The organism is Ruminococcus sp. YE71, assembly GCF_900119155.1.
Classification (GTDB): Bacteria; Bacillota; Clostridia; order Oscillospirales; family Ruminococcaceae; genus YE71.
In genome coordinates, this window is record NZ_FPIR01000013.1 from 43,389 (window position 1) to 69,702 (window position 26,314).

The 26,314-nt window shown below is 51.5% G+C and carries 24 protein-coding genes; 14 read left to right on the forward strand and 10 right to left on the reverse strand.

Translation table 11 applies throughout. The features are described from left to right. The first annotated feature begins 22 nt into the window (after positions 1–22). Complete coding sequence (locus tag BT142_RS20005) at positions 23–376, forward strand: hypothetical protein (protein WP_175545497.1); 354 nt, start codon at positions 23–25, stop codon at positions 374–376. On the opposite strand, the gene BT142_RS12360 is transcribed toward BT142_RS20005, so the two are convergent. From BT142_RS12360 to BT142_RS12375, 4 genes are read right to left on the reverse strand one after another with little or no spacing between them, the layout of a single operon-like run. After that, entirely contained in the window at positions 319–786 is a 468-nt protein-coding gene (locus BT142_RS12360; protein ID WP_072418507.1) for a GNAT family N-acetyltransferase, read from the reverse strand. The genes BT142_RS20005 and BT142_RS12360 overlap by 58 nt on opposite strands. Next, positions 787–1,644 (reverse strand): polyamine aminopropyltransferase, encoded by an 858-nt coding sequence (gene speE / locus BT142_RS12365; RefSeq protein WP_072418508.1) that lies wholly within the window; start codon positions 1,642–1,644, stop codon positions 787–789. It lies immediately after the preceding gene. 59 nt (positions 1,645–1,703) lie between these two features. Beyond that, positions 1,704–1,916: a hypothetical protein gene (locus BT142_RS12370; protein ID WP_072418509.1), complete on the reverse strand. Its 213-nt coding sequence runs from the start codon at positions 1,914–1,916 to the stop codon at positions 1,704–1,706. 7 nt (positions 1,917–1,923) lie between these two features. Next, positions 1,924–3,375 carry an aminotransferase class I/II-fold pyridoxal phosphate-dependent enzyme gene (locus BT142_RS12375; RefSeq protein ID WP_072418510.1) on the reverse strand — a complete coding sequence of 484 codons (1,452 nt, stop codon included), beginning with the start codon at positions 3,373–3,375 and terminating at the stop codon, positions 1,924–1,926. Between the two features lie 531 nt (positions 3,376–3,906). On the opposite strand from BT142_RS12375, the gene secF reads away from it, so the two are divergent. Beyond that, entirely contained in the window at positions 3,907–6,303 is a 2,397-nt protein-coding gene (gene secF, locus BT142_RS19130) for a protein translocase subunit SecF (RefSeq protein WP_175444942.1), read from the forward strand. A 39-nt stretch (positions 6,304–6,342) separates the two neighbouring features. On the opposite strand, the gene BT142_RS12390 is transcribed toward secF, so the two are convergent. The 3 genes from BT142_RS12390 to BT142_RS12400 all read right to left on the reverse strand — a co-directional run bounded on the left by BT142_RS12390 (position 6,343) and on the right by BT142_RS12400 (position 10,068). Beyond that, entirely contained in the window at positions 6,343–6,954 is a 612-nt protein-coding gene (locus BT142_RS12390; RefSeq protein WP_072418511.1) for a hypothetical protein, read from the reverse strand. Positions 6,955–7,043: 89 nt separating this feature from the next. Continuing rightward, positions 7,044–9,299, reverse strand: coding sequence for an anaerobic ribonucleoside triphosphate reductase (locus BT142_RS12395; protein WP_072418512.1), 2,256 nt, complete (start codon positions 9,297–9,299; stop codon positions 7,044–7,046). Between the two features lie 559 nt (positions 9,300–9,858). After that, positions 9,859–10,068 carry a hypothetical protein gene (locus tag BT142_RS12400; RefSeq protein WP_072418513.1) on the reverse strand — a complete coding sequence of 70 codons (210 nt, stop codon included), beginning with the start codon at positions 10,066–10,068 and terminating at the stop codon, positions 9,859–9,861. 154 nt (positions 10,069–10,222) lie between these two features. Between BT142_RS12400 and BT142_RS12405 the strand changes: the two genes are divergently transcribed. The 6 genes from BT142_RS12405 to BT142_RS12430 all read left to right on the forward strand — a co-directional run bounded on the left by BT142_RS12405 (position 10,223) and on the right by BT142_RS12430 (position 16,375). After that, positions 10,223–11,131 (forward strand): asparaginase domain-containing protein, encoded by a 909-nt coding sequence (locus BT142_RS12405; RefSeq protein ID WP_175545498.1) that lies wholly within the window; start codon positions 10,223–10,225, stop codon positions 11,129–11,131. An 82-nt stretch (positions 11,132–11,213) separates the two neighbouring features. Continuing rightward, positions 11,214–12,077 carry an undecaprenyl-diphosphate phosphatase gene (locus tag BT142_RS12410; RefSeq protein ID WP_072418515.1) on the forward strand — a complete coding sequence of 288 codons (864 nt, stop codon included), beginning with the start codon at positions 11,214–11,216 and terminating at the stop codon, positions 12,075–12,077. 20 nt (positions 12,078–12,097) lie between these two features. Then, entirely contained in the window at positions 12,098–12,637 is a 540-nt protein-coding gene (gene nrdG / locus BT142_RS12415; protein WP_072418516.1) for an anaerobic ribonucleoside-triphosphate reductase activating protein, read from the forward strand. A gap of 91 nt (positions 12,638–12,728) precedes the next feature. Further along, complete coding sequence (locus tag BT142_RS12420) at positions 12,729–13,406, forward strand: vitamin B12 dependent-methionine synthase activation domain-containing protein (RefSeq protein WP_072418517.1); 678 nt, start codon at positions 12,729–12,731, stop codon at positions 13,404–13,406. Beyond that, positions 13,396–15,768 carry a homocysteine S-methyltransferase family protein gene (locus BT142_RS12425; RefSeq protein ID WP_072418518.1) on the forward strand — a complete coding sequence of 791 codons (2,373 nt, stop codon included), beginning with the start codon at positions 13,396–13,398 and terminating at the stop codon, positions 15,766–15,768. Before BT142_RS12420 ends, BT142_RS12425 begins: the two co-directional genes overlap by 11 nt. After that, positions 15,761–16,375, forward strand: a complete 615-nt coding sequence (locus BT142_RS12430; protein WP_084659464.1) for a phosphoribosylanthranilate isomerase — start codon at positions 15,761–15,763, stop codon at positions 16,373–16,375. Before BT142_RS12425 ends, BT142_RS12430 begins: the two co-directional genes overlap by 8 nt. 40 nt (positions 16,376–16,415) lie before the next feature. Here the strand turns inward: BT142_RS12430 and BT142_RS12435 are convergent, their stop codons facing one another. Then, positions 16,416–16,643 carry a hypothetical protein gene (locus BT142_RS12435; RefSeq protein WP_072418520.1) on the reverse strand — a complete coding sequence of 76 codons (228 nt, stop codon included), beginning with the start codon at positions 16,641–16,643 and terminating at the stop codon, positions 16,416–16,418. A gap of 186 nt (positions 16,644–16,829) precedes the next feature. On the opposite strand from BT142_RS12435, the gene BT142_RS12440 reads away from it, so the two are divergent. Next, positions 16,830–18,356 carry a hypothetical protein gene (locus BT142_RS12440; RefSeq protein WP_072418521.1) on the forward strand — a complete coding sequence of 509 codons (1,527 nt, stop codon included), beginning with the start codon at positions 16,830–16,832 and terminating at the stop codon, positions 18,354–18,356. 106 nt (positions 18,357–18,462) lie between these two features. Here BT142_RS12440 and BT142_RS12445 read toward each other — a convergent pair whose 3' ends face one another. Together BT142_RS12445 and BT142_RS12450 are read right to left on the reverse strand one after the other, a co-directional pair. Then, positions 18,463–19,821, reverse strand: a complete 1,359-nt coding sequence (locus BT142_RS12445; protein ID WP_072418522.1) for a sugar phosphate nucleotidyltransferase — start codon at positions 19,819–19,821, stop codon at positions 18,463–18,465. Positions 19,822–20,185: 364 nt separating this feature from the next. After that, positions 20,186–21,121: a LysR family transcriptional regulator gene (locus tag BT142_RS12450; protein ID WP_072418523.1), complete on the reverse strand. Its 936-nt coding sequence runs from the start codon at positions 21,119–21,121 to the stop codon at positions 20,186–20,188. A gap of 540 nt (positions 21,122–21,661) precedes the next feature. Between BT142_RS12450 and BT142_RS12455 the strand changes: the two genes are divergently transcribed. The 5 genes from BT142_RS12455 to BT142_RS12475 all read left to right on the forward strand — a co-directional run bounded on the left by BT142_RS12455 (position 21,662) and on the right by BT142_RS12475 (position 26,314). Further along, the gene (locus BT142_RS12455) at positions 21,662–22,735 is read left to right on the forward strand and encodes an ABC transporter substrate-binding protein (protein ID WP_175444943.1); all 1,074 of its coding nucleotides are present in this window, start codon (positions 21,662–21,664) and stop codon (positions 22,733–22,735) included. Positions 22,736–22,820: 85 nt separating this feature from the next. Then, complete coding sequence (locus BT142_RS12460; protein ID WP_072418524.1) at positions 22,821–23,912, forward strand: ABC transporter permease; 1,092 nt, start codon at positions 22,821–22,823, stop codon at positions 23,910–23,912. Further along, positions 23,909–24,688: an ABC transporter ATP-binding protein gene (locus BT142_RS12465; protein WP_072418525.1), complete on the forward strand. Its 780-nt coding sequence runs from the start codon at positions 23,909–23,911 to the stop codon at positions 24,686–24,688. Before BT142_RS12460 ends, BT142_RS12465 begins: the two co-directional genes overlap by 4 nt. Before the next feature lie 16 nt (positions 24,689–24,704). Then, positions 24,705–25,112 (forward strand): DUF4418 family protein, encoded by a 408-nt coding sequence (locus BT142_RS12470; protein ID WP_072418526.1) that lies wholly within the window; start codon positions 24,705–24,707, stop codon positions 25,110–25,112. Next, a complete protein-coding gene (locus BT142_RS12475; RefSeq protein ID WP_072418527.1) occupies positions 25,112–26,314 on the forward strand; it encodes an ABC transporter permease in 1,203 nt (400 codons plus the stop codon). The genes BT142_RS12470 and BT142_RS12475 overlap by 1 nt, the downstream gene beginning before the upstream one ends.

The following is a 26,314-nucleotide window of genomic DNA, read 5'->3' on the forward strand; positions in this document are numbered from 1 at the left end:
GATATTTTAGTTTTTTAGTTTCTTGTCTTTCACCTGTCTGAATGAATCGGATCAGTTCCTCGACATCATCAAAACCGTCGTAATCTCCGAAGATACCCTCACGGTGATAGACGATGCCGTTCTTTTCGTTTATTTCAAGACGGTCGGGAAGTTCTTCCTCGCCTATCTTTTTGCAAACAAAGTGAAGCAGTATGGTTTTATCTTCGACAGCATACCCTTTCGGCATTCATTGGTGCAGCCGAAGCAGTGCGCGGCTTTCTTTTCGGCTGTGCATTTTCTGTTTTCGAACCATCCTTTGTCGGGACAGTCTTCCGAAGATCACCCGATGACCAGCCCCATCTCCGACACGAGCGGCTCAAAGCCGCAGCTTTCGTAAAGCGGTCTGCCCATGTCCGTCGCTTCAAGCCCGACCATGCTGACGCCGTGTTCCTTCGCGTCTTCGAGAAGCATCCTGACCATTCGCGCCGCGATGCCCCTCCGCCGATAGTCGGGAGCGGTGTACATATTCATAATGTAGGCTCTTTTTCCTGTGGGCTCGTGATAGGTCGGCATTATATTATAGTAGCTGATGCCGCCCGTCCCGATGATTTTTTCGCCGTCGAACACAAGAAACGCCGTGTGCGAACCTTCCGAAAGCGCCTGCTGATAGTAAGCCTTTGAAGCCGTTCCGACCACTGACATATCAGTATCATCTGAGAGCCTGTTCGCGGCTCTGAGCACGATGACCCGAGTTTCGGTCAGCAGTTCCAGATCGTTCAAGTCCGCTTTTCTGTACACTAAACCCATTTAAGAGCGTTCCTCTTCTTCGAGCAGTTCCTCAACATATCTCGGCAGCATGAACGCGCCTGTGTGCAGGTTTGTCGTGTAGTACCAGGTCTTCAAGCCCCTCGCCTTCCAGCGCTCGGCGTCGAGGTCGTGCAGCGGGTGATACTTCTTGCTCGCGAAGCCGAACAGCCAGTAACCCGACGGGCAGGTCGGGATATGTGCCTGATACACGCGGCTGATCGGGAAACTTCGGTACGCCTTGCGGTGCATGGCGCGGCAGGCATCCTCGTCCTCGTCGAAAAATGGCGAACCGTGCTGATAGACCATCACGCCGTCTTCTTTGAGTGCCTTGTAGCAGCTGCCGTAGAACTCCTTTGTGAACAGCCCCGCCGTGTGTCCGAACGGGTCGGTGGAGTCGTTGATGATGAGGTCGTACTCGCCCTCCTTGCCGCGCAGGAAACGCAGACCGTCGCGGTAGTAGACCTTGACGCGGGGGTCGTCGAGCCCCTTTGCGTTGTCAGGGAAGAACTCCTGACAGACCTTGACGAACAGTTCGTCGGGTTCAACAACGTCGATCTCCTCGATCTCCTCGTAGTAGCTGAGCTCTCTCGCCACGCCGCCGTCGCCGCCGCCGATGACCAGCACCTTCTTGACGTTCGGGTGTACCGCCATCGGAACGTGTACGATCATCTCGTCGTAGGTGAACTCGTCCTGCTCCGAGAAGATAACGCTGCCGTCCGACGTGATGAACCTGCCGAACTCGGGCGACTCGAACACGTCGATCCTTCTGAAATCGCTGTCCCCCGAGAAGAGCTGACGCTCGACGCGGATAGACATTTTAACATTAGCCGTGTGCATTTCCGAAAACCAGAAATCCAAACCGCTCACCTCCGGTAGAAATGAATAGTGAATACAGAATAATGAATAATTAACAATATTTAAACACCATTATAGAATCTGATGATTATAAGTATAACAGCCAGCATCGGGATAAATACTATGTACCCGATGATCCTGAGCGCAACTAATATTTTACTGTTTTGGTCAACCTTTTCACCCTTACGTCTGCGCTTCATTACGGTCATTATCAGTACATACAGCAGAACAACGATAAGTGCCGCCCACAGCATTACATTCCAAAAGCCTGCCATGCCTGATCTATCCTTTAAGTACGTTGAGTCTTTCGAGTGACCCGTCCTCAGGTCCCTGCATTGAGCACCCCTTTTCCTTAGCGAAAAGCGTGTACTCAATGATCTCCTCGGTTATCATCTCGCCCGGGGAGAGGATCGGTATTCCGGGCGGATAGCACATGACGAACTCGCCGCAGATGCGCCCCGCCGTCTCGCGGATCGGGACGAGCTCCTTGTCGGAATAGAACGCCTTCTGCGGTGTCGCTGCAACGATGGGCGTGATGTACTCGGCGTTGTGCAGCTTTGAGGTCGGCTTGTGATACAGGCGCTTGATGTCCTCCAGCGCGCCCACAAGACGTTCAATATCCTGAATGCGGTCGCCGATCGAAATGTACGCGAGGATGTTGCCTATGTCGCCGAACTCGATCTGTATATCGTACTCGTCACGCAGCAGGTCGTATACTTCTATACCCGTCAGACCGATGTCGCGGGTGTAGACTGACAGCTTTGTGACGTCGTAATCGTAGATGCTCCTGCCGTTGACAAGATCTTTACCGTAGGCGTAATAACCGCCGATGGAATTTATTTCGCTGCGTGCGTATTCAGCCATCTGACGAACCTTTTCAAAGCTCTCGCGGCCTCTCAGAGCGAGGTTTCGTCGCGAAATGTCAAGGCTCGACAGCAGCAGATAGCTTGCGCTCGTTGTCTGAGTGAGGTTGATGATCTGCTCGACATAGCGCGTGTTCATGCTCTCGCCGAGCAGCAGCAGGGAACTCTGCGTCAGGCTGCCCCCCGATTTATGCATCGAGACAGCCGCCATATCCGCGCCTGCTTCCATTGCCGAAACGGGGAGCTCCTCATGGAAGTACAGATGCGTTCCGTGAGCTTCGTCCACAAGACAAAGCATACCATGCTCGTGAGCCATTTTCACGATGGAACGCAGGTCGGAACAGATGCCGTAGTAAGTCGGGTTGTTGACAAAGACTGCTGTGGCTTCGGGGTGTTCTTCCATCGCCTTTTTCAGCATATCCAGATCCATTCCGAGGGCTATGCCGATATGCGCGTCAACGTCGGGATTGACGTATACGGGCTCGGCGCCGCACAGCACCAGCGCATTGATGACGCTGCGGTGAACGTTTCTCGGAAGGATGATCTTGTCCCCCGCCTTGCACGCCGAAAGCACCATGCTCTGCACCGAAGAAGTGGTGCCGCCTACCATAAAATAGGCGTGTGCCGCCCCAAAGGCTTCGGCAGCCAGCGCTTCCGCGTCGTAGATGACCGAAACGGGATGGCAAAGGTTGTCCAGCGGCTTCATCGAGTTGACGTCGAGCCCGACGCACTTTTCGCCCAGAAGCTGCACCAGCTCGGGATTTCCGCGTCCGCGCTTGTGTCCCGGAACATCGAAGGGAACTACCCTCTGCCGTCTGAACCTTTCGAGCGCTTCATAGACAGGGGCTCTTTTCTGCTTTTCTATGTCCATATCTTTTACCTCACGATAAAGTATTTTTCCCACAATGACGTTAACAGAGCAATTTCAAAATCAAAAACAGGCGATACGCATAACGCATCACCTGCATGAAAATGTCTTTGCTTTGCACGTTCGCCCGTAACCGCTGGGAGTAATGCCGATTTCTTATTGACCGTTTCACAAGTGATGTTGATTATAAAGTTATCATCTTATAAAAAGTTAGGGCTGTTCACCCAATCAATAATGCAGCAGAAAATGCTGCGGTCGGCTTTCGACCCGCCTGTCCGTCCGGGCTTGGCTTTTCGATCATATTGAAAGAAAAGCGGTCGTGACTTTTTCAAGTCCTTATGTATTATAACATATTTTTTGTCAGTTGTCAACGGTTTGTCAGAGAAATTTAACGTGTCGGTTGTAAAAAAATTCTGTATATCTATTGACAAGATAAGAGAAAAGTAGTATAATATTATGGTAAATCGGCTGCATGAGGGCTTGCTATGCCGTTTTGACCCTCGTTCAGTCAGAAAGTTGATAGGAGGAAATACAGTGCGACGTGCAAAAAAGCCTGTATTCTTCGTAGTCTTCATACTTATATTCGCTTTTGCGTACCTAACTATCATGGGTGTGCATTACCTGTACGGAGACACGCAGTTTACAGTCATAAAGAGCGTAAATGAGATAAGGTGGGGTATCGATATTCGGGGCGGTGTAAACGCCACCTTCGGTCCTGCTGATGATTACAAAGCTTCCGAGGACGATATGAACTCGGCTAAGGCGGTAATCGACCAGAGACTTCTGAACCTCAACATAACCGACAGTGAGGTCTATGTTGACTACAACAAAAACAAGGTCATCGTGTCCTTCCCCTGGCAGGCAGGCGAGTCTGACTTTGATCCCGAACAGGCAGTTAGCGAGCTCGGCGAGACGGCTATGCTCAAGTTCGTTAAGGGTTCGGATCAGAACGGCGAGGAGATCATGACCGGTCTTCAGGTCGCAAAGGCAGAAGCAGCGGGCTATGAGGGCGACAACGGTGAGACAAACTGGGTCGTTAGCCTTACTCTCGACGAGGACGGCAAAAAGGCGTTCGCTGATGCTACTACCGAACTTGCGGGCAGCGGTGACATCTCCATCTGGATGGATGAGACCATGATCTCCGATGCTAACGTCAATGAGCCTATCACAGGCGGCAAGGCACAGATCTCGGGCAACTTCACCTACGAACAGGCAAAATCCCTCGCTGACAAGATCAACGCAGGTTCTCTGCCTTTCAAGCTGGTGGCTACCAGCACCAACATCATCAGCCCGACCCTTGGTGAGGGCGCACTTTCCGCAATGCTGATGGCCGGCCTTATCGCATTCGGCTTTGTTGCAATTTATCTGATGATCTTCTACAGACTGCCCGGCTTTGTTGCAGTTATCGCACTTGTCGGTCAGGTCATTGGTTCGCTGGCGTGCATCTCGGGCTTCTTCAAGGACTTCGACAGCTTCACGCTCACCATTCCGGGTATCGCGGGTATCATCCTCTCGATCGGTATGGGTGTTGACGCGAACATCATCGTTGCAGAGCGTATCAAGGAAGAGCTCAGACTCGGCAAGACCCTTAACGGCGCTATCGAGCAGGGTTACAAGAGAGCATGGGCAGCCGTATTCGACTCCAACATAACTGTAATTTTCGTTGCTGTCATCCTGATGGGTTCCTTCGGTTCCACCGACAGCGTATTCGGAACACTTCTCAAGCCTTTCTTCATGGCGTTCGGCGCTCAGATGGCAGGCACCATTTACTCGCTCGGCTATACTCTTTTGGTCGGCATCATCACAAACTTCTTCTTCGGAATCTTCTGTTCGAGACTTATGCTCGAATCCCTGTCTAAGTTCCAGTGCTTCAGAAAGCGCAAGTTCTTCGGCGTCAAGGAAGATGAAAAGAGCGTTCCTACTCTCGAGAAGAAGCGTTACAATGTTACAGGCAAGGGCAAGGTCTTCTACGTTGTTTCCTGCTGCCTCATAGTTCTGTTCGCAGCACTCACCATCGCAGGTATCCCGAAGATCGCTATCGAGTTCAAGGGCGGTACACTTATCAGCTATACATTCGAGGGCACTATCGACAATTCTGCTGTTGAGACCCTCGTTAAGGACACCATCGGAGAAGACTGCACCGTTACTCAGGGTAAGGACATCACCAGCGGCAAGGACACTGTTCAGCTGAGCTTCTCCTCCAAGGGCGGTATCGACGATTCCAAGCAGGAACAGATCAAGACTGCTATGACTTCAACTTTTGCGGACAACAACATCGAGACTCTTGAGTCCACCAACGTTTCCGCGACCAACGGTAAGACATTCTTCGCTAAGTGCCTCGTTGCGCTTCTGCTGGCTGTAGTTGTTATGATTATCTACATCGGCATCAGATTCCGCAACATCGGCGGTATCTCGGCAGGTGCGTTCTCTGTTGTAGCGCTCCTCCACGATATGATAATGGTTTACGGCTCCTTCGTGATCTTCGGATTCGACATCAGCTCCAACTTCATCGCAGTACTGCTCACCATCATGGGCTACTCGATCAACTCGACCATCATCATCTACGACCGTATCCGTGAGAATAAGCGTCTGTACGGCAAGAAGCTCGACATTCAGGAGCTTACGAACCTTTCCATCACACAGACCATCACGAGAAATATCCACACCAACGTGACCACCGTTTCGGTTATGATAATCGTTTCGGTAGTATGCTCGCTCAGAGGCGTTTCCTCGATCATGAGCTTCTCGCTCCCGATGATCGTTGGTATGCTCTCAGGTGTTTACACCTCGATGTGCCTTGCTCCTACCCTCTGGGTGGCTTGGCAGAAGCACGTTGAGAAGAAGCACCCCGACAAGTCCTTCAAGTCTCAGGGCAAGAAGAAAAAGGCGGGTTACAAAGACACAGGTTACGGTGTCGGCGCTCAGGTATAAAAAATCAAACCTCACAGTTCTGTTGAGCTGTGAGGTTTTTTACATGATACGCGGCTGATCGTTGTTCGTATCGCCGCGGAAATCGAGCTTTTGCTGATGATTTTTCCATCGGAGCTTTTTCTGCTTGTCATACTTGTGCAGGTTCTTTATCCCGATATACGAAGCCGACCCCGAAAGAGCAGTCAGCAAGATCATGGCGAATATCATTCCTGCGCTGCCGTCGGTCAGAATGCCTGCGATCGTCACCATCAGCATCAGCAGAGTGATCGGCGAGAACACCAGAGCAAGCAGTGCTCCGAAAAATGCGTTCGCTTTCGAGACGGGCATTTCCTGCTGAACGGCAACTGTCGCCCCTGCTTTTATCTGCACGCCACAGTTGGGACACAGACCCTCAAAACCGCGATCCACTATCGCGCCGCAGAACGGACACGCCCACTGTTCCCGAACGCTCTGAGAAGGTGATACAGGTTTATTTTCAGGCTTTGGCTGAGTATAGATATTGTAGGTATTGTAGACATTGTGCCGGTAGACGGGCTGCCCTTGGGGAGCCGAGCTGTGCTGAGGATTCGGAGGGTCGATCTTTCCTCCGCATACAGCACAGAACACACCGTTATGTTCCGCCATCGCTCCGCAGTTGTAGCAATATCTCATAATTATCTCCTCCACGCTTAATTATAGCAGAATACCGTTGATTTGTCAAGAAAAAAGCGTATCCGCACTGAGCAGATACGCTTTTGCTGTTATTCTTCTTCGGGGCAGTAGATACGCTTGAGTCTTTCACGTACGATCTTGTTGTGCTCCGACTCTGTGCGTCCGCATCTCGGACATTTGTCACCGATGATGCCTGTGTAGCCGCAAATAGGATCGCGGTCAACAGGGTGGTTGATAGAGCCGTAGCCGATGCCCTTTTCCTTCATGTAGCGGATGATCTTCTCAAAGGCGGGAAGATTGTTCAGCGGGTCGCCGTCAAGCTCGATGTAGCTGATGTGACCTGCATTGGTGAGCGCGTGATAAGGCGCTTCGATCTCGATCTTCTTGTAAGCGTTGATCGGGTAGTAAACGGGCACATGGAAGGAGTTGGTGTAGTAATCCTTGTCGGTGACGCCCTTGATAACGCCGTACTTCTTGCGGTCGATCTTGATGAATCGTCCCGACAGACCCTCGGCTGGAGTAGCGAGCAGCGAGAAGTTGAGTCCGCGCTTCTTGGACTCCTCATCCATGCGTTCTCTCATGTGAGTGATGATCTCGATACCGAGCTTGCGTGAGTTCTCATCCTCGCCGTGGTGCTTGCCTGTGAGCGCCACAAGGCACTCAGCAAGTCCGATGAAGCCCATGGACAGCGTGCCGTGCTTGAGCACTTCGCCGACCTTGTCGTCAATGTCGAGCTTCTCGCTGTCGATCCAGATGCCCTGTCCCATCAGGAACGGGTAGTTCTTCACGCGCTTGTCAGACTGTATCTTGAAGCGGTGGAGCAGCTGTTCGATAACGAGGTCGATGTACTTGTCGAGCATCTCGAAGAAGTCGCCGATATTTCTGTCGGCAAGGATTCCGAGACGCGGCAGATTAACGGTCGTGAAGGATAGGTTTCCTCTGCCCGTAACGATCTCGCGCGAGGGGTCGTAAACGTTGCCTATAACTCTTGTACGGCAGCCCATGTACGCGATCTCGGTGTCGGGGTTGCCTTCCTTGTAGTACTGAAGATTGAAAGGTGCGTCGATGAATGAGAAGTTTGGGAACAGACGCTTTGCCGAAACGCGGCAGGCAAGTCTGAACAGGTCGTAGTTAGGATCGGTCGGGTTGAAGTTGATGCCGTCCTTGACCTTGAAGATATGTATCGGGAAAATAGGTGTCTCGCCGTTTCCGAGACCTGCTTCCTGCGCGAGCAGCACGTTCTTGATGACCATCCTGCCCTCGATCGAAGTATCCGTACCGTAGTTGATGGACGAGAACGGTGTCTGCGCACCCGCACGGGAGTTCATTGTGTTGAGGTTGTGGATGAGCGCTTCCATAGCCTGATAGGTGGCTCTGTCGGTCTCCTTAACGGAAGTCTTGTAAGCGAAATTCTGTATCTTAGTCGCGGTCTTGTCGTCGGTAAACGCAAGCAGATACTCGTGTTCGGCCTCGGTATAGCCGTTGTCGTTTGAAAGGGTAGGACCGACACCCAGGTCATTGTGGATCTTATCCATGATCTTCACAACTATCTCATAGGAGTCCGAAAGGTTTGCGATGAGCGCGAGAGAACGGTGGATATTGTCTCTGTAGCGGTGCGCGAAGGTCTTCTTTACGCCCTCAGCCATGTCGTAATCGAACTTCGGGATCGACTGACCGCCGTGCTGATCGTTCTGGTTGGACTGTATCGCGATGCAGGCGAGTGCGGCGTAACTGGAAATATCGTTCGGCGTTCTGAGGAAGCCGTGACCTGTCGAGAAGCCCTTGTTGAACAGCTTTGTCAGGTCGATCTGAGTGCAGGTGGTAGTCAGCGTGTAGAAGTCGAGGTCGTGGATGTGGATGAAGCCCTCAGCGTGAGCCTCGGCGTGCTTCTTGTCGAGCACGTACATCTCATAGAACTCCTTAGCACCTACCGAACCATACTTGAGCATGGTACCCATAGCGGTATCGCCGTCGATGTTGGCGTTCTCGCGCTTGAGGTCGTTGTCCTTTGCGGATTTAAAGGTAAGATCCTCGTACACCTTCATAAGACGGGTGTTCATCTCTCTTGCCTTTGTACGCTCCGAACGATAGAGGATATAGGATTTTGCGGTCTGTGCGTGACCCTCTTCGATCAGCACCTTTTCAACGCAGTCCTGTATCTGTTCAACAGTAGGGTTAGAGAGCTGCTTTTCCATGAGCAGGTCGCCGACCTTGCCTGCAAGCTGCAAAGCCTCTTCGTAATTCTCACCGCCGACCGACTGGGCAGCCTTGAAAATTGCGTTTGCGATCTTTTCGATATTGAACGTGACCAGTCTGCCGTCACGCTTCTGTATCTTGATGATCATAATCCTATCAATCCTCCGTATATTGTGTAATTCTTAATTGATTTCAGAAATTCAGGGCACTCAACCACCATATATAGTGGTTGAATTGTGACCGTATTCAAGTATATAGTATTTTAAGCCTAAAGTCAAGTGGCTTTTTGTACAATGGGACTCCACAAAAATATACATTTTGCACAACTCGGACTTAACCAATTAATAAGTGTTGCGGCGTTTTTAGGTGTAAAGTCACTATCAAAAATCGTCCGAAACGTAAATCGAACGCTGACAAGTCTTGTAGCTTGTCAGATCTATCGTATGAATAAAGGCACTATTCCGCATCGGAAGCATTCGGACAGATATTCAGCGTACAAATAATCACTCAGAACATTTGCTCTTCAAAGCGTTCCAAATTACCTGTATATGTAAGTTAAAATCCTATCAAGTAACTTAACTTTACACAAAGCAAACCATTCTAAAACGGCATGACAGGTATTTTGATTTGTGTAAAGTTATATATCTTTACTGTACACCGTGCACAAAAAAGCTGCTTTTTCAAAGCAGCGATTAGGCTTGTGGGGTTTTATTCCTTCTCCGAGGAGTTGTCCGCATCGGTTTTCTCCGAGGTGCTGTGCGTGATAATAACGCCCTCACCGCGTTCGCGTTCAAGTACGTCCTCAAGGGAGGTGCTTGCCATATACGCCACGAAAGTCAGCAGCAGAACAACTGCCCAGACGAGAAGGATTATCTCGACGCGCAGCCTGTTGCGGCGTTTTTTCTTCTTTTCTGCCATATGCATCACCTCCGTATATATCATTATACAATATCCTGAGAAAAAAAGCAAGGGGGATAATTAATTTTTTTGATTCGTATTGAAAATTCCTGTCCGATGTGCTATAATAATATGGTTGGAAATTTAGTGAGGTGATATTTTTTTGAAAATATCGGTGATATTTACCGGCGGCACTATCGGCAGCAAGACCGAGGACACGACCGTTTCGCTCGGAACTGCGCCCTATACGCTGCTTGAAGGAGCGGTATACAACGGCGTCATTTTCGATTGCTTCGAGCCGTATACCGTCCTCAGCGAGGAAATGACCGCCGACAGACTTCGGACTCTTGCCGACAGCGTCCGCGGCCATCTTGACAGCTGTGACGGCATCATTGTCACGCACGGGACGGATTCGCTGGTCTATTCGGCGGCGTTTCTCGGCTACCTTTTCGCTGATACGCCTGTACCCATCGTGCTCGTTTCGTCGGGTTATCCTCTTGACGACCCCCGAGCGAACGGCAGACAGAACTTTTCGGCGGCAGTTGGGCTTATCCGAAGCGGAGAAAAAGGCGTGTTCGTTACGTGGACTGCCGACGGCGTTAGCAAGGTGCATCGCGGCGTGAGACTGCTCAGACAGCTTCCGTATACCGATATGCTGACGAGTCTTTCGGGCGGCAGTACGCAGGGTGTTCCGATGCCTTGTCCCGACGATCTTTCGGGTTTTGGCAGAACAGTTTACCTGACCGTTCAGCCTTCCATGTGGTATCCGAAGCTCGACGAGAGCGTTTCGGCGGTGCTGATGGTCAGCTATCACTCGGGTACGCTTTGCGCCGATGAGCGTTTCGCCGCTTTTATGAAAAGCGCCGACAAGCTCGGGATCCCCGTGTTCATCGCGGGCGCGGGCGGCAGAGATGCCGATTATGAGACTGTGCGCAAATACCGTGACCTCGGAGCAGTACCGCTGCCGATGGCGTCCCCCGATGCCATGTACGTCAAGCTGTGTCTGGCTGCATCCCTTGCGTCGGATGCCGAGGGTATCCGAAAAACGATGCTTACGGGCTTTGCGGGCGACTTCGCCGAGTAATAGCACAGAACTTTCGGGAATAGAATTATCCCGTACCATATTGGGAAATACATTCGGCCAAAAGCCGTGTTAGGAGAGTATGATGATAGAATTTATTAAAGTTATCCTTCTGGGGATCGTCGAGGGTATAACCGAGTGGCTGCCTGTCAGCAGTACAGGTCACCTCATCCTCGCGAATCAGTTTATCGGACTGAAAGCCACCGAGGAGTTTCAGGAAATGTTCGACGTGGTGATACAGCTCGGCGCTATCATGGCGGTTGTTGTGCTGTACTGGAACCAACTTTTCCCCTTCGGCAGAAAAAACAACGACCATCCGCTGGGACAGGACGGCTGGAAAGCGTACATAAAAACGGACATTTTCCAGATGTGGTTCAAGTGTCTCGTGGCTTGTGTGCCTGCGGCGGTCATCGGTCTGCTGTTTGACGATATGTTCAATAAGATGTTCTACAACTGGCAGACCATCGCGATAATGCTGATACTTTTTGGTATCATCTTCATCATTGCCGAGCGCTACAACAAAAAGCGCAAGCCCGTATTCAACTCCATCGCGCAGATGCCTTACTGTGTAGCGCTGATGATAGGCGCGTTCCAGCTTATCGCGGCGGTCTTCCCCGGAACTTCGCGTTCGGGCGCTACCATCGTCGGAGCGCTGATAATCGGCGTCAGCAGAACAGTCGCCGCCGAGTTCACCTTCTTCCTTGCCGTGCCCGTAATGTTCGGCGCGAGCCTGCTGAAGCTCGTGAAGTTCTTCCTTCACAGCGGTCACATGACAGGCACCGAGACTGCCGAGCTTCTTCTCGGAATGGGCGTGGCATTCGGCGTTTCGATCTTCGTCATCCGATTCATGATGAGTTACATCAAAAAGCATGATTTCACCGTTTTCGGCTGGTACAGGATAGTGCTGGGCGTGCTGGTACTTCTGTACTTCGGACTTGTGGCGGCGTAACAGAAAGGTTATGAGGAAAAATGGAAATTAAAATAGCGGGACTTGTGGATGATTCTATCGTTGACGGACCCGGAGTAAGATACTCTGTGTTCGTTCAGGGATGTCCCCATCACTGTGAGGGATGCCATAATCCGCAGACCTGGGATTTCGAGGGCGGAACGATCATGACCACCGAGGAGATCTTCAAAAAGATCATCGCCGACGATATGCTCGACGGCGTGACTTTCACGGGCGGCGAACCCTTCTGCCAGTGCAGACCCCTCGCAGAACTTGCTGATATGCTCAGAGCTCACAAGCCCGAGATAAACATCATGTCCTACACGGGCTTTGAGTACGAGTATCTTGTGGAACACGCCAACGAAGAGAACGGCTTCATGGAGCTTCTGAAAAGGCTCGACAGCCTTGTTGACGGACCTTTTGTGCTGGAAAAGCGCAGCCTTGAACTCAATTTCAGGGGCAGCTCAAACCAGAGATTTCTCGATGTGCCCGCGTCCCTCAGAGAGGGCAGGGCAGTTACAGTTCGGGACGACTGGAACAATGTTGATATAAAATTAATATAATATTCATAGTATTTTTCTATGGTATATAAGAAAAGCGGGTCGGGGGTATGTTATAATTTTATCAATATAAATAGACAGGGGAGAAACATATATGCCGGATTCGATCAGATTAAAAATAGACATAGACGAAGCGATACGCTATATGGGTTATCGTGAGGCTCCGAACAAACAGCAGCTGGAAACCATCCGTGGTCTTGCAGAGCTCATCGAAAAAGATACAAAGCCTGCATGGGTGTACAGGGTATTCCCCATCATCGAGACTGAGGATGGCATCGAGCTGAAGGGTACAAAGCTCGTTCTGACGGGCAGTTCCGTGAGAAAACATCTCAAGGGCTGCGACAGCGCCGTACTTCTGTGCGCGACCATCTCTGCCAAGGCGGACGAGATAATCAGACAGAAGGAGCGCGAGGATATTGCGCTCGGTTTCATGACTGACTGCCTTGCTTCCGCTGCCGTGGAGTCTATCTGCAACGAGATCGAAAGAATGCTCGCCGAAAAGTTCTCTACGAAATTTTTCACATGGAGGTTCTCGCCGGGGTACGGAGACCTTCCGCTTGACGTTCAGCCTTACATCATCGAAGTGCTGGGCGCAGGAAAGCGTGCGGGCGTGACCTGCACTCCTTCACTTATGATGATACCTTCAAAATCCGTAACGGCTGTTATCGGTCTTTCGGATGTACCTATAGACAGGGGCAGGAGAGGATGCGCCGTCTGCAACCTCTCGGGGACCTGCGAATTCAGAAAACGAGGTGTACGCTGTGGAACTTAATAAACTGCTCGGACAAAAGGAATTTGTGTTTCTCGACGGCGGTATGGGTACGATGCTCCAGAGCTCAGGTCTTGAAGCAGGGGAGATCCCCGAGCTTCTGAACCTGACTTCTCCCGAGCTTATCGAGAGTATCCATCTTAAATATATCGACGCGGGTTCGGATATTTTTTACGCAAATACCTTCGGTGCGAACAGGTATAAGCTCGAAAAATCGGGCAGGACCGTTGCCGAGATCGTCGGGGCGGCTGTAAAGATTGCAAACAGCGCAAAATCTCACGCGGACAGGCAGGCGTACTGCGCCCTTGACATCGGACCTATCGGTCAGATGATGGAGCCGAACGGCACGATGCTTTTTGACGAAGCTTACGACATCTTCAAGGAGATGATCGAAGCAGGCAGGGAAGCGGATGTTATCGTTATCGAGACCATGACCGACCTGCTCGAAGCTAAGGCGGCACTGCTCGCGGCTAAGGAGAACAGCGACCTTCCCGTTATCGTTACGATGACTTTCGAGGAGAATATGCGTACCTTTACGGGCTGCTGTATCGAGTCGATGGCGATGACTATGGCAGGTCTCGGAGCGGATGCTATCGGTATCAACTGTTCTCTCGGACCCCGTGAGCTTTTCCCTGCGGTGGAGAAGCTCTGTTCATGTACGAATCTTCCTGTGGTCATCAAGCCTAATGCAGGCCTGCCCGACCCTGTGACGAACGAATATAATGTAATGCCCGACGAGTTCGCGGAGCTGCTGACGAACATGATACCTCTCGGCATCAAGATTATCGGCGGCTGCTGCGGAACTTCCCCCGACTATATCAGAGCGACAGTCAAGGCGTTTGAAGGCAGAAAGTGCGAAGCTGTGAAGAAGACTCTTCCGTCGGCGGTTTGCAGCGCGTCGAATGCTGTCATCATAGACTGCCCGAGGATAATCGGCGAGCGTATCAACCCGACTGGCAAAAAGCGTTTCAAGCAGGCGCTCCAGGAGCACGACCTCGACTATATCTGCAATCAGGCTATCGAGCAGATAGACGCGGGTGCGGAGATACTCGACGTGAATGTCGGTCTGCCCGGTATCGACGAGCGCGAGATGATGATGAGCGCCGTCAGAGCCGTTCAGGGCATCTGCGATACGCCATTGCAGATAGATTCGTCCATCCCCGAGGTGCTCGATTCCGCGCTGAGGATATACAGCGGCAAGCCTATCGTCAACTCGGTCAACGGCGAGGAAAAGTCCCTCTCGACTATCCTGCCACTCGTTGCGAAGTACGGCGCGGCTGTCGTTGGTCTTTGTCTCGACGAGAACGGCATCCCGAAGACCGTTGAGGGCAGAGTGGCTATCGCCGAAAAGATCTGCAAGCGTGCCGACGCCCTCGGCATCCCGAGAAGCGACATCTGTATCGACTGCCTGACGCTTACCTGTTCGGCTGAGCAGGAAGCCGCCATGCAGACCATCGAAGCGTTGCGGATATGCAAGGAAAAACTCGGCGTGCGCACGGTTCTCGGTGTGTCGAACATCAGTTTTGGTCTGCCCCAGAGGGAGATCGTCAACCGCACATTCCTGACCATGGCGCTGACAAAGGGTCTCGATCTGCCGATCATGAACCCAAACATCGCGTCGATGACTTCGGCGGTCAGAGCCTACAGACTGCTCGCGAATATCGACAAGAACGCCAAGGAGTTCGTCGAGAATTACGGTGCCGACCCTGCGGCGGCAGCCGCACCTGTGGTCAAGCAGGAAGAGATGACTCTCGGCTATGCCATGAGTCACGGTCTGAAAAACGACGCGGCGCAGATCACCGCAAAGCTGCTCGAAACTATGGATTCGATGGACATCGTCAACAATATCCTCATCCCCGAGCTGGACAAGACAGGCGCGGAATTCGAGAAGGGCAAGATATTCCTGCCGCAGCTAATCATGACCGCAGGCGTTGCCCAGAGTTGCTTCGAGGTCATCAAGCAGAGTGTCCTGTCAAGCGGCGGAGGCGGAGTTTCCAAGGGCAAGATCGTGCTCTGCACGGTCAAGGGCGACGTTCACGACATCGGCAAGAACATCGTGAAGGTCATGCTCGAAAACTACGGTTTCACAGTCATTGACCTCGGCAAGGACGTCGATCCGCAGCTTGTTGTGGATGCGGCTATCGAGCACGATGTCAAGCTCGTCGGGCTGAGTGCGCTCATGACCACCACCCTCAAGGGCATGGAGGACACGATAAATCTGCTGCGTCAGCACCACGAGTGCAAGATCATGGTGGGCGGCGCTGTGCTGACTCCTGATTACGCCGAGCAGATCGGCGCGGACTACTACGCGAAGGATGCGAAGCAGTCCTGCGACATCGCAAAAGAGGTCTACGGCGATGAGTGATTTAATGGTAAAGCTCTGCGGCATGACCCGAGAAGAGGACATAGCGATAGTCAACCGACTCCGTCCCGAGCTTGTTGGCTTCGTGCTGTTTTTCCCGAAGAGCCGCAGGAATGTTACTGTTGAGAGGGCGGCGGAGCTGATCTCTCAGCTCGACGGTATCAAAGCTGTGGCTGTGACCGTTTCGCCGACTCCCGAACAGACAAAGGAAATATGCGGCGCAGGTTTTGACTACTTGCAGGTTCACGGCGAACTATCCAAAGAAACGTACAATTGCTGCACTATCCCGATCATCCGCGCGTTCAATGATCTCCCTGCGGACGAGCTTGACAGATGCTCGAAGCTCGATAAGGTATGGGCTTTTCTGTTCGACGCAGCCGAACCCGGAAGCGGCAGGGTCTGCGACTGGGACAAGCTGAAAACGCTCCCGAGATCGGGCAAGAAGCTGTTTCTCGCAGGCGGACTCTCACCCGATAACGTTTCGCGTGCTATCGAAGCCGTTCACCCTGACGGAGTGGATGTTAGTTCGGGCATTGAACGTCCCGAAGGCGGCAAGGATGAAGCTCTTGCCGAGAGATTCGTTAATAACGCCCGTTCTGTTAACGGGTAAAAAAACGGACTGCCGTTAAAAGCAGTCCGTTTTTTAGCACTCAAAATATCTCTGCCAACAGCTCCGCAAGCCCGAAAGAATATGTTATTTTCGGCTTTGCAGTCTCCGTTTCATGGTCTTTGCCGGATGATGCGGCTGTCACGAACTGCGGAAAGATCATGCAATACTCATCCGCCGACACATCCTTCGGATGCGAAAAGGACGAGAAGATAAGTGCGCCGATCATTGTCAGCATGAGAAAAAGTTTTGCAGTATCGAATTTGTCCATATTTTTGTACTCCTTTTACAGTGGTGTTACAGTGATTATTGACACTTTGCAATAAAATAAACACCAACTTTACCGATTTTTTTATGGATGAGGAAATAATGAGCGACAGCACTTGACATATAGCGGCGGATATTGTATAATTACTATGAATGATTGTCTATTTTGATAGTTAAAGAGGATGATAAAATGAAAAACAGGCTTCTTGCGGTATTCAGTGCCTGCCTGCTTGTTTCTGCACAGGCTGTTTCCGCTTCCGCCGACTGGAATGACTACGGTTATACCGATTACGACTATACCGAATACGACTATAACGACTACGGCACTGCCGATAACGGCTACTCCGACAACGGGAACTGGGATTACAATTCCATCACCATTGACCAGAATACGGACGACGACACAGGCTACTATACGGGTACCGAGTCCGCCGATTCAAGCTCTCAGGACGATGACGTCCCGCTGGTCGATCCCTTTAAGGACGCTCCTGTCACCGTTAAGCTGCTGCCCACCAAGATCGTTGACAAGAAATTCAGTGCCGAGCTTTTCATCGACGCGAATACCGACATCACCGCTGCCGACCTGACCATCAGCTACGACAGCAAGGTGCTGAAGCTCAACAAGTCCACCATCAGCAAGGAAGTCAAGGGCACTCTTGCAGCTGCCGAGACCGCTCCCGGAACGATCCAGCTCCAGTACACCAGCGACGGCAGTTCACAGTCGAATAATGACAGCAGCGAGGAAAGCACCGATTCGGACAGCAGTTCCAAGGCTGAGGAAAAAAAGCCGAGCTACCTGACGCTCGATTTCGAGATCACCGATGTCACCGAACGCTCGACTGTGCTTTACATCACCGTGAATTCTCTACGCGACCTCAGTTCGACCGAGGTCACCTACCGTGCAGACGGTACGATAATCCAGATCGAAGGCGCAGTACCCGTTGATGCTTCGGCCGATGAGTCGATGTATTCCGAGCTCAGGGTCGCAAGATCCGATTCGCTTATCGCTTACGATTCGATCGGTCTGACCAATGTAAAGCAGGTCACTGTTTCCGATACGAATGTTGCAACGGCCGACGAAAAGGGTCTTAAAACTCTTGCGGACGGTCTCACCAACATGACCGTTGAGTTCACAGACGGCACTGTGAAGTACTACAGGCTCGTAGTTTCCGAGACCGCTCCCGTGATAACGACTCAGGCTGCCGACGGCAACGCTCAGCCCGTGATCTCCAACGGACAGGTCGTTTCGGATCCTGCGGCGGCGGACAACGGTGCTGGCGGCATCACAAAGACCGAGACCAAGAGCAGCGCCAAGGTGAAGTATTTCATCATCTACATCGTCGCTCTTCTGGGTATAATCGCGATCTTTGCCGAGTTCTTCTTCTTCTTCGGCAACCCCTACAAGAAAGCCTTTGCGGTAATGAGAAAGCGCAAGAGCGAAAGGGAAGCCATGCAGGAAGCGCTCTACGGCGAGGAAAACGGCTTCTTCCCCGAGGAACAGCCCGAGGAAAACAGCGAGGAGTATTATGACGAGACTCAGCCCGAAGAGTATGAGGGCGAGCCGCAGGAGTATTCCGACAGCGAGTATCCCGAGGATGAGGACAATTACGACGAGCAGTACGAGGACGAACAGCCTGAAGAGTACGGCGAGGAAGAATACACCGACGAAAATTCCGACGAGACCGAAGAAAAGGATGCTCCCGAAACCGACGAATAAACAAAAAACAGAACCGACTTCGCATAAACGGCGGAGTCGGTTTTTATCTGGCGAATAGACCTGAAAACAGACAAGGCATCCATCTATTTGATGAATGCCTTGTTTTTTAATCAATGTCTATGCAAAGATCGTATTTCTGCTTATCCTCGGAATTGATCTCCTCGCCAAGCTGGAGCTCGATAAGCTGCAAGCCCTTTTTTCCCGCGATGACCGTGTGTTTGCATCCTGCGGGGATACTCAGCGTCAGTCCGGGGGTCACCTCGATCTTTTTGTCGTCGATAACAGCGATGCCGCTGCCGCTGATGATCGTCCACACCTCGTCGCGTTTCATATGGCTGTGGTAATACATCTGATGCCCCGGGTCCAGCGAGACTTTGACCGTCATGGATTCTTCCTCGACATCGAGCACGCGGTAGCTTCCCCAGCTCTTTTCCGCGAACATGATCTGCTGATCTATCGCATCCACGTAGGGTTTGATGAAGCTCGACTGCTCCATATCCGACACGAGTATGCCCTCGGGACTTGCCGCGATAACGGCGTTTTTCATGCCCATAGCAAGAATGGGCACGTCAAGCTCGTTGATAATATGGACGTTCTCACAGATGTCGTCGAGCCTTGCGTCGCCGACGGTTTTCTCTTCCATAGCCTCGGTGAGGGTGTTCCATGTGCCGAGATCCTTCCACTCGCCCGCAAAACGAAGCACAGCGATGTCATCCTCGTGTTCGACCACTGCATAGTCGAAGCTGATCTTTTTCAGCGAATCATACTTATCGAACAGATCGTAATAGTCGGTAAAATCAATAAGCTCGTGCGCTCTGTCAAGAACATATCTGAGCTTGTATGCAAAGACGCCGCCGTTCCAGAGTCCGCCCGCGTCGATGTATTTCTGCGCAGTTTTGGTGTCGGGCTTCTCCTTGAACTCGCTGACCTTGCTTATCTTGTCCTTTGTCACGGGCATGATGTAGCCGAATTTCTCAGAGGGATAAGTCGGGTCAATGCCCATCAGCGTGAGATTTGCGGTGTCATCCTGTGCAAGCTCCCAGAGCTTTTTCAGCGCCTCAAAATAGTCATCGTTTACATAAGGGTCAACGGGGCACACAACGACAGCTTCATCTTTTCCGATGCCCTGAACATAGTGCAGATATGCTGTAGCGAGCGCTATCGCCGGGAAAGTGTCGCGTCTGCAAGGCTCGACCGAAATGCCGACATCGTTGCCGAGCTGGTTGTGGATAGCCGATACCTGCGACTTGCTGGTAGCGATCGTAACAGTGGCATCCTTGTCAACAGTCTTTATCTGCCGATAGACCCTCTGCACCATAGATTCGTACCCGTCCGAGCTTTCCGAGCCCATAGGGATACTGTGTTCGGGTCGCCTGAAGATCTTTATAAATTGTTTGCTGCGGATATCGTTGGAAAGCGGCCAAAGCCTTTTCCCCGATCCGCCCGAAAGAAGAACTATATTCATATCTTACCTCTCAGCCATCATAGGATCGTTGAGTAAAGGCAACACCGCGCAACCACCGGCTTCGCTGGTGCGGCGCATCTGACGCACAATGGTTGTGCGGTATTGCCTAAATCCTCATCAGCCGATTTTTATTGTCCGAACTTGAGTTGTGTACAACTTCAGTACGGTAAGTTATCATTACTATTATAACACGTATTGAACGGGATATCTACTGTAATATGTTAATGATAATCTGTTTTTTTCTTATTTTACGACTTATTCAAAAAGTGATACTGCAAAACAAAGCAGACCGAGGGACAAAGCCTGCACGGTCTGCAAACAGTTAAAATTCAACTATTTTTCCATAACAAAAGGGAAGGGTCGGTCACTTTGCGGGTGCAGAAGCATTTCTTTCAAGGCTCTTTCCGAGTTCTTCAACATATCTCTCGCCAATCTCGCTGAGCGAACCGTGTTTTTTTCTGATGTAGCCGATCTCCATCACACTGTTGTGATTGTCGCTGTCCTCGCGGAAGGGAACAACGATATAATCTGTACCATTGAGCTCCTCGCAGAGTATCCCAGAGCAAAGGGTATAGCCGTTGAGCCCCTTCATCAGCTCGCCCATAGCGGCGCGGTCGGTGGCTTTTATCATGCGGGGGTAGGTGTTCTCGCTGAGTATCTCCTCGGCGAACATATAAGCGTTCTCGCCGTTCTGTACGAACGACAGGCAGGGATATGGTTCAAGCTCTTTGAGCCCGATAGATCTTTTCCCTGCAAGTGGATGCCCTTTCCACATATACACATAGGCGCGGCACTCGATCAGCCCGAAGAATTCGAGCTCATTCTCGTCGAGCAGTTTGGTAATGGGCTTTCGGTTGAAGTTCGAGATGTAGAGTACGCCTATCTCGCTCCTCAGATTCCCGACGTCTTCGATGATACGAAGCGTCTCGGTCTCGCGGATGGCGAATTCAAATTCGAGAGTGCCGAACTGCTTTACGGTCTCGATGAAAGCACTCACCGCGAAAGAATAATGCTGGGTCGAAACACTGAACTTACGTTTCATGTCGCGGTCGATGTATTTTTCGCACACGAGCTCGTACTGGCGGTAAAGCTGTCCGATGCTGTTCAGAAATTCCGCGCCCTCCACAGTCGGCACCGCGCCTTTATGAGTGCGCAGGAATATCTCGGTTCCGATCTCCTTTTCGAGCTCTCTGATAGCGCTGGTCAGGGTCGGCTGTGATGTTCCGAGCCTTTCGGCTGCCTTATTCATAGAACCGCACTCGGATATCGTTATGGCATAATTGATCTGCTGAAGCGTCATATTCATACTCCTTTGCTATGGATTGATTTGATTATATCATATATAAACCATTTTGTCAATCGGGAAGATTGTACATAGTTTTTTTCGATAGATATAAAAATCCTTTATAAAATGACCATAGTGTGATAGCGTTGTCTTATCATCGCAAAAACGCTCACGAAAACCGAACTTTCACAACGCTTACGAAACCCCGAAAACGCAGCAATATCCGCATTGGCAACGTTGTCACAAATTGAAGAGAAAGGCATTTTCAGCCGTCTGAAACCTTCTGAAATACCGCGTATTTACGGGTGGTTTTGTCATGCGGTTTATCGGATGTGCGAACGTTATCACAACTTTTCGTTGACGTTTTTATAATTTTGCGGTAAACTGTACACATCGAAAAAAACGTGAAACGAAAGTAACGATCACGATGTCGGAGATTGATCTGACATAACAAAAGAAGGAAGGTCACGAGAACGCAGACGACCTTGTAACAGACTTCAAAGAAGCGTTCAGAACATTACTAAAGATCTCATAACGCAAAAGGAGTAAAAGAGTATGAAAAAGAATAGTATCATGGCAGCTGCGGCTGCTGTAGTTATCGCGGTAGCATCCCTCGCGTCCTGCTCTGTAAGCGAGGCAAACAGCAGTGAGACTTCGGGCAGCAGCGGAAATAATAACACCAGCACTGCCGCAAAGGCCACCGACTACAAGTACGGCAAGATCGACATCCCGGGTAAGGACGGCGCTCTTTGCGGAGCTCCCATCTACATCGCATACGAAAACGGCTACTTCGCAGAAGAGGGCTTCGATGTGAACCTCATCTCTGCTGACTTTGAGACAAGAAAGATCGGTCTGAACAACGGCACTATCCCGATAGTAAACGGCGACTTCCAGTTCTTCCCCTCGATCGAGAACGGCATCAACGTAAAGGTCGTTGACGGTCTGCACGAGGGTTGTATCAAGTTCGCTGTAAAACCCGACTCGGACATCAAGACGGTCGAAGACCTGAAGGGCAAGAAGATCGGCGTTGACGAGATCGGCGGCACACCTCATCAGGTGGCTTCGCTGTGGCTCGAAAACGCAGGCATTTCCGCCGATCCTTCTAACGGTGAGGTAACATTCCTTCCGTACTCGGACGGCAACCTTGAATTCGAGGCTCTTGCAAACGGCGAGATCGACGTTGCGGCTCTCTGGGATCCGCTGGGTTCCATTCACGAAAAGGCGGGCGACGTGAAGATCATCTTCGACCTCGGCAAGGATCCCTACTTCGCAGATCACTTCTGCTGCTTCCTCTACGCTTCAAACAAGGTCCTCGAAGAGAACCCCGATGAAGTAGCGGCTCTGCTCAGAGCTTACAGAAAGGCTCAGGAATGGATCTACGAGAATCCCGAAGAGGCCGTTGACATAATCGTTAACAAGAATTACGCTTCCATCGAAGACAAGGAGCTCGCAGTTGACCTTGTAAAGAGCTACGGTTATCCGTCGGCTGACGAGCACAGCGGTGAGTGGGATTCTCACGTTGAGACTGACGTCAAGTACTTCGTTGACGGACTTGCAAAGATCGGTTACCTCAAGAGTGATCCCGATCAGTTTGCAAAAGACATCTATCAGAAGGTGGATGTAAACTAACACAAGAATAAGCCATTGATAAATCTTCTTTTTTGAAACGGGGCGGCGTAAGACCCGCCCCAAAACTTTTTGACGGAGGAAAGGTATGAGTGGAGAAATAGCGATCAGGGGCGGTATACAGACCCCTGTAAAGAAAGACACCCCCGGAGAAAAGCCTAAGACTGTATGGGGCTATCGGCACAACGGCTATTACGCGCTGAAAGTGCTGTTTACCATTTCTGGCTTTATCGCCGCGATAATCACAAACATTGTATTTCCGCAGAAAGCGGCAGTCGAGATAAAGACATACATCCTCAGCGGATTCGGTCTGAACATCAGCCTCAACATGAACGACGCTTACATTTTCGTGCTGACGGCGCTTATCCTTATTTATCTTATTTCGGGTATCAGATCGATCTCCGATAAGGCGAAGCGCAAGCTCTACTGCAAGAATGCGGCGTTCCGTTTCGCTCTGGGTATCGCACTGGCAGTCTGGGACATAGGCGGAACGAAGCTCCAGGTTTTCGCACAGCCCTTCTTCCCCGGACCTGCACAGGTCATCGAAGCGTACCTCTCGGACAGCACATATATCGTTCAGAACACGCTCTATTCGCTCAGACTTTATGCGGCAGGTTTCTCCTGCGGTGTACTTCTCGGCGTAGGCACGGGTATTCTCATCGGCTGGTTCCCGAAGGTATATTACTGGGTATTCCCGATACTGAAAATAACAGGCGTCGTTCCTGCGGTAGCATGGATGCCTTTCGCACTGACACTTCTGCCGACTTCTTTCACAGCGGCGGTGTTCCTCATCGTTATCTGCGCATGGTTCCAGATCGCGTTCCTGACAGCACAGGGAATTCAGTCCACCCCGAAGCAGAACTACGAAGCCGCACGGATCCTCGGCAGCTCGCAGCTTGACCTCATCTTCCATGTGGCTATCCCTCATGCGATGCCCGACATTTTCACGGGTATCACATCCGCAAACGCTATGGCTTTCACAACCCTCGTCATGAGCGAGATGCTCGGTCAGCCTGGCGGTCTCGGCTACTACATCAACCAGTCGAAGGTGTGGAGCGCATATTATAAGGTGCTGGCGGCTATCGTCATCATGGCAATACTTTTCTCGCTGATAAATCATTTCATCGGACTTGTGCAGAAGCGCACTCTCCGCTGGCAGGAAGGAGTGGTAAAAAAATGAGCAGTTCGATCAATATCAATAATGTAAACAGAATTTACACCGACGTTGACGGAAATAAGGTAAACGCGCTTTACGACGTTTCCCTCGACATCCGTCCCGGTGAGTTCATCTCGATAATCGGACCTTCGGGCTGCGGAAAGACCACTCTGCTACGTCTCATCGCCGGACTTGACAAACCGCAGTCGGGCGGTCTCACCATCGACGGCGACCGCATAACGGACGTTTCCCCCGAACGCGGATATGTTTTCCAGCAGGGCGGACTGTTCCCCTGGCTGACGGTCGAGGGCAATATCTCCTATGGTCTGAAAACACGCAGGGTCTACAAGCAGAAAAAGGACAGCGTCGGAAAGTACATCTCGATGGTGGGACTTGACGGCTTTGAGAAATCCTATCCGCACCAGATCTCGGGCGGTATGGCACAGCGCGTCGCCATCGCGAGAGCGCTCATCAACGAACCGAAGGCGCTCCTCCTCGACGAACCGATGGGAGCTCTCGACTCCTTCACCCGCGCAGATCTTCAGGATAAGCTTCTGGAGCTGTGGAAGGAGAACGGCATCACGATGATACTCGTCACCCACGACATCGACGAGGCGATATACCTCAGCGACCGCATCGTGATAATGACTCCTCGCCCCGGCAAGATCAGCAAGATAATCGATGTTGATCTGCCGCGTCCGCGTCACCGCGGCGGTGTGGATTTCCTCACCATGAGAAAAACTATACTCGAACTGTTCGAGCTTGCGCAGGCACTCCCTCAGCCTGAGTATGTTATCTGAAAAGAGTTAAAAAGGTATGAAAAAAGGAAATTTAGCGGGAATTGCAGAAGCGGCGGTATCTATTTTCCTGACAGTCGGCGCACTGACCATCTTCAAGGTCTGCGAGGGCGGAGTAAACGGAAAGTACATGACCTGCCACTGGGCGCAGAACGCCGTAGTGCTTGCAGGCATCGTGCTTTCAGTGCAGTCACTTCTGCGGATACTGATCCCAAACAAAGGCGTAAAGACGGGTCTGTCGCTGAGCATATTCCTGCTTGCGGCAGCGGTGATATTTATTCCGAACACAGCTATCAACCTCTGCATGATGGAAACGATGCGCTGCCATACGGTGTTCAAGCCCGCAGTCATCGTCACCTCTTCTGTGCTGACCGTCATTTCGGGTCTTGACGCTGTGATCGGACTGATAAGGACGGGAAAAGAATAATGAAGCTCAAATATCTGCCGTTCAAAAACCTCATCAGAAAACCATTCCGAACGGCAGCTCTCTTATTGATCGCAGCTTTCATGACTGCGGCAGTATTCGGCGGAACAGTCGCGGCGGCAAGTCTGAAAAACGGTCTCGACAGTCTCGAACAGCGTCTCGGCGCGGACATTATCGTAGTTCCCGAGGAAGCCGAAGCAAAGGCTGACCTTGAAAATATGCTGCTTTCGGGCACTCCAGGTTACTTCTACATGGACAAATCTGTCGAGGACAAGATAGCGGCGGTGGAAGGTGTCGAACTCACCTCGCCCCAGTACTTCCTCGTTTCCGCTAATGCGGAATGCTGCACTGTTCAGGTACAGGTCATCGGCTTCGATGAGAACAGTGATTTTTCAATCAAGCCGTGGCTGAAACAGTGCTACAGCGGTACCCTCGGCGACAACGAAGTGATCGTAGGTTCGTCCCTTTCCACAAGGGTAGGGCATACGCTCATGCTTTACGGTACCGAATGCAAGGCGGTCGGCAAGCTCGACGCAACAGGCACGGGCCTTGACACGGCCATCTACACAACCCCCGACACTGTCCGCAGGCTTATCCGTGCGTCTCAGGAAAAGGGGATAGGCGTGCTCGCCAAGCAGAGCCCCGATGATGTGATCTCCTCTGTCTACATCAAGGTCAAGGACGGTTACGACATCGCGGACGTTGCGGCGGACATCAACCTCAACATTGACGGCGTGCAGGCAGTCCGCACCCGTTCGATGATAACGGGAACAGCCGATAAACTCGCTGTGATCTCGGGAAGCATCAACGTTCTCATTATAGCAGTGTGGATCCTTGCGGCCGCCATCATGACGGCGGCATTCTCGGTGCTTGCAGGCGTACGCAGAAGGGAATTCGCAGTGCTCAGAGTCGTAGGACTTTCCCGCAGACAGCTCGGGAAGATCGTATTCAGTGAATCGGTCATCATCTGCGTTGTCGGCGGAGTTATAGGTATCGCGCTTTCCGCAGCGGCGGTGTTTGCCTTCGGCAACGCCATCGAGACCAACAGCGGACTGCCGTATCTGGCACCGTCGGCAGTTCAGTCGCTGAAATATCTTTTATTCGCGCTTGCGGCTGTGCTCGTGACGGGTTCGGTGTCGTCGGGATGGTCGGCTTACAGACTGAGCCACGTTGACACGGGAAATATTCTCAGAGAGGGTGATTGA

What these genes read in the sequence shown, in the direction of transcription:
- BT142_RS12360 (WP_072418507.1), bottom strand. Translation starts at nt 786, where the DNA reads ATGGGTTTAGTGTACAGAAAAGCGGACTTGAACGATCTGGAACTGCTG.
- BT142_RS12370 (WP_072418509.1), bottom strand. Translation starts at nt 1,916, where the DNA reads ATGGCAGGCTTTTGGAATGTAATGCTGTGGGCGGCACTTATCGTTGTT.
- BT142_RS12375 (WP_072418510.1), bottom strand. Translation starts at nt 3,375, where the DNA reads ATGGACATAGAAAAGCAGAAAAGAGCCCCTGTCTATGAAGCGCTCGAA.
- BT142_RS12390 (WP_072418511.1), bottom strand. Translation starts at nt 6,954, where the DNA reads ATGAGATATTGCTACAACTGCGGAGCGATGGCGGAACATAACGGTGTG.
- BT142_RS12395 (WP_072418512.1), bottom strand. Translation starts at nt 9,299, where the DNA reads ATGATCATCAAGATACAGAAGCGTGACGGCAGACTGGTCACGTTCAAT.
- BT142_RS12400 (WP_072418513.1), bottom strand. Translation starts at nt 10,068, where the DNA reads ATGGCAGAAAAGAAGAAAAAACGCCGCAACAGGCTGCGCGTCGAGATA.
- BT142_RS12410 (WP_072418515.1), top strand. Translation starts at nt 11,214, where the DNA reads ATGATAGAATTTATTAAAGTTATCCTTCTGGGGATCGTCGAGGGTATA.
- nrdG (WP_072418516.1), top strand. Translation starts at nt 12,098, where the DNA reads ATGGAAATTAAAATAGCGGGACTTGTGGATGATTCTATCGTTGACGGA.
- BT142_RS12420 (WP_072418517.1), top strand. Translation starts at nt 12,729, where the DNA reads ATGCCGGATTCGATCAGATTAAAAATAGACATAGACGAAGCGATACGC.
- BT142_RS12430 (WP_084659464.1), top strand. Translation starts at nt 15,761, where the DNA reads ATGAGTGATTTAATGGTAAAGCTCTGCGGCATGACCCGAGAAGAGGAC.
- BT142_RS12435 (WP_072418520.1), bottom strand. Translation starts at nt 16,643, where the DNA reads ATGGACAAATTCGATACTGCAAAACTTTTTCTCATGCTGACAATGATC.
- BT142_RS12440 (WP_072418521.1), top strand. Translation starts at nt 16,830, where the DNA reads ATGAAAAACAGGCTTCTTGCGGTATTCAGTGCCTGCCTGCTTGTTTCT.
- BT142_RS12445 (WP_072418522.1), bottom strand. Translation starts at nt 19,821, where the DNA reads ATGAATATAGTTCTTCTTTCGGGCGGATCGGGGAAAAGGCTTTGGCCG.
- BT142_RS12450 (WP_072418523.1), bottom strand. Translation starts at nt 21,121, where the DNA reads ATGACGCTTCAGCAGATCAATTATGCCATAACGATATCCGAGTGCGGT.
- BT142_RS12455 (WP_175444943.1), top strand. Translation starts at nt 21,662, where the DNA reads ATGAAAAAGAATAGTATCATGGCAGCTGCGGCTGCTGTAGTTATCGCG.
- BT142_RS12460 (WP_072418524.1), top strand. Translation starts at nt 22,821, where the DNA reads ATGAGTGGAGAAATAGCGATCAGGGGCGGTATACAGACCCCTGTAAAG.
- BT142_RS12465 (WP_072418525.1), top strand. Translation starts at nt 23,909, where the DNA reads ATGAGCAGTTCGATCAATATCAATAATGTAAACAGAATTTACACCGAC.
- BT142_RS12470 (WP_072418526.1), top strand. Translation starts at nt 24,705, where the DNA reads ATGAAAAAAGGAAATTTAGCGGGAATTGCAGAAGCGGCGGTATCTATT.
- BT142_RS12475 (WP_072418527.1), top strand. Translation starts at nt 25,112, where the DNA reads ATGAAGCTCAAATATCTGCCGTTCAAAAACCTCATCAGAAAACCATTC.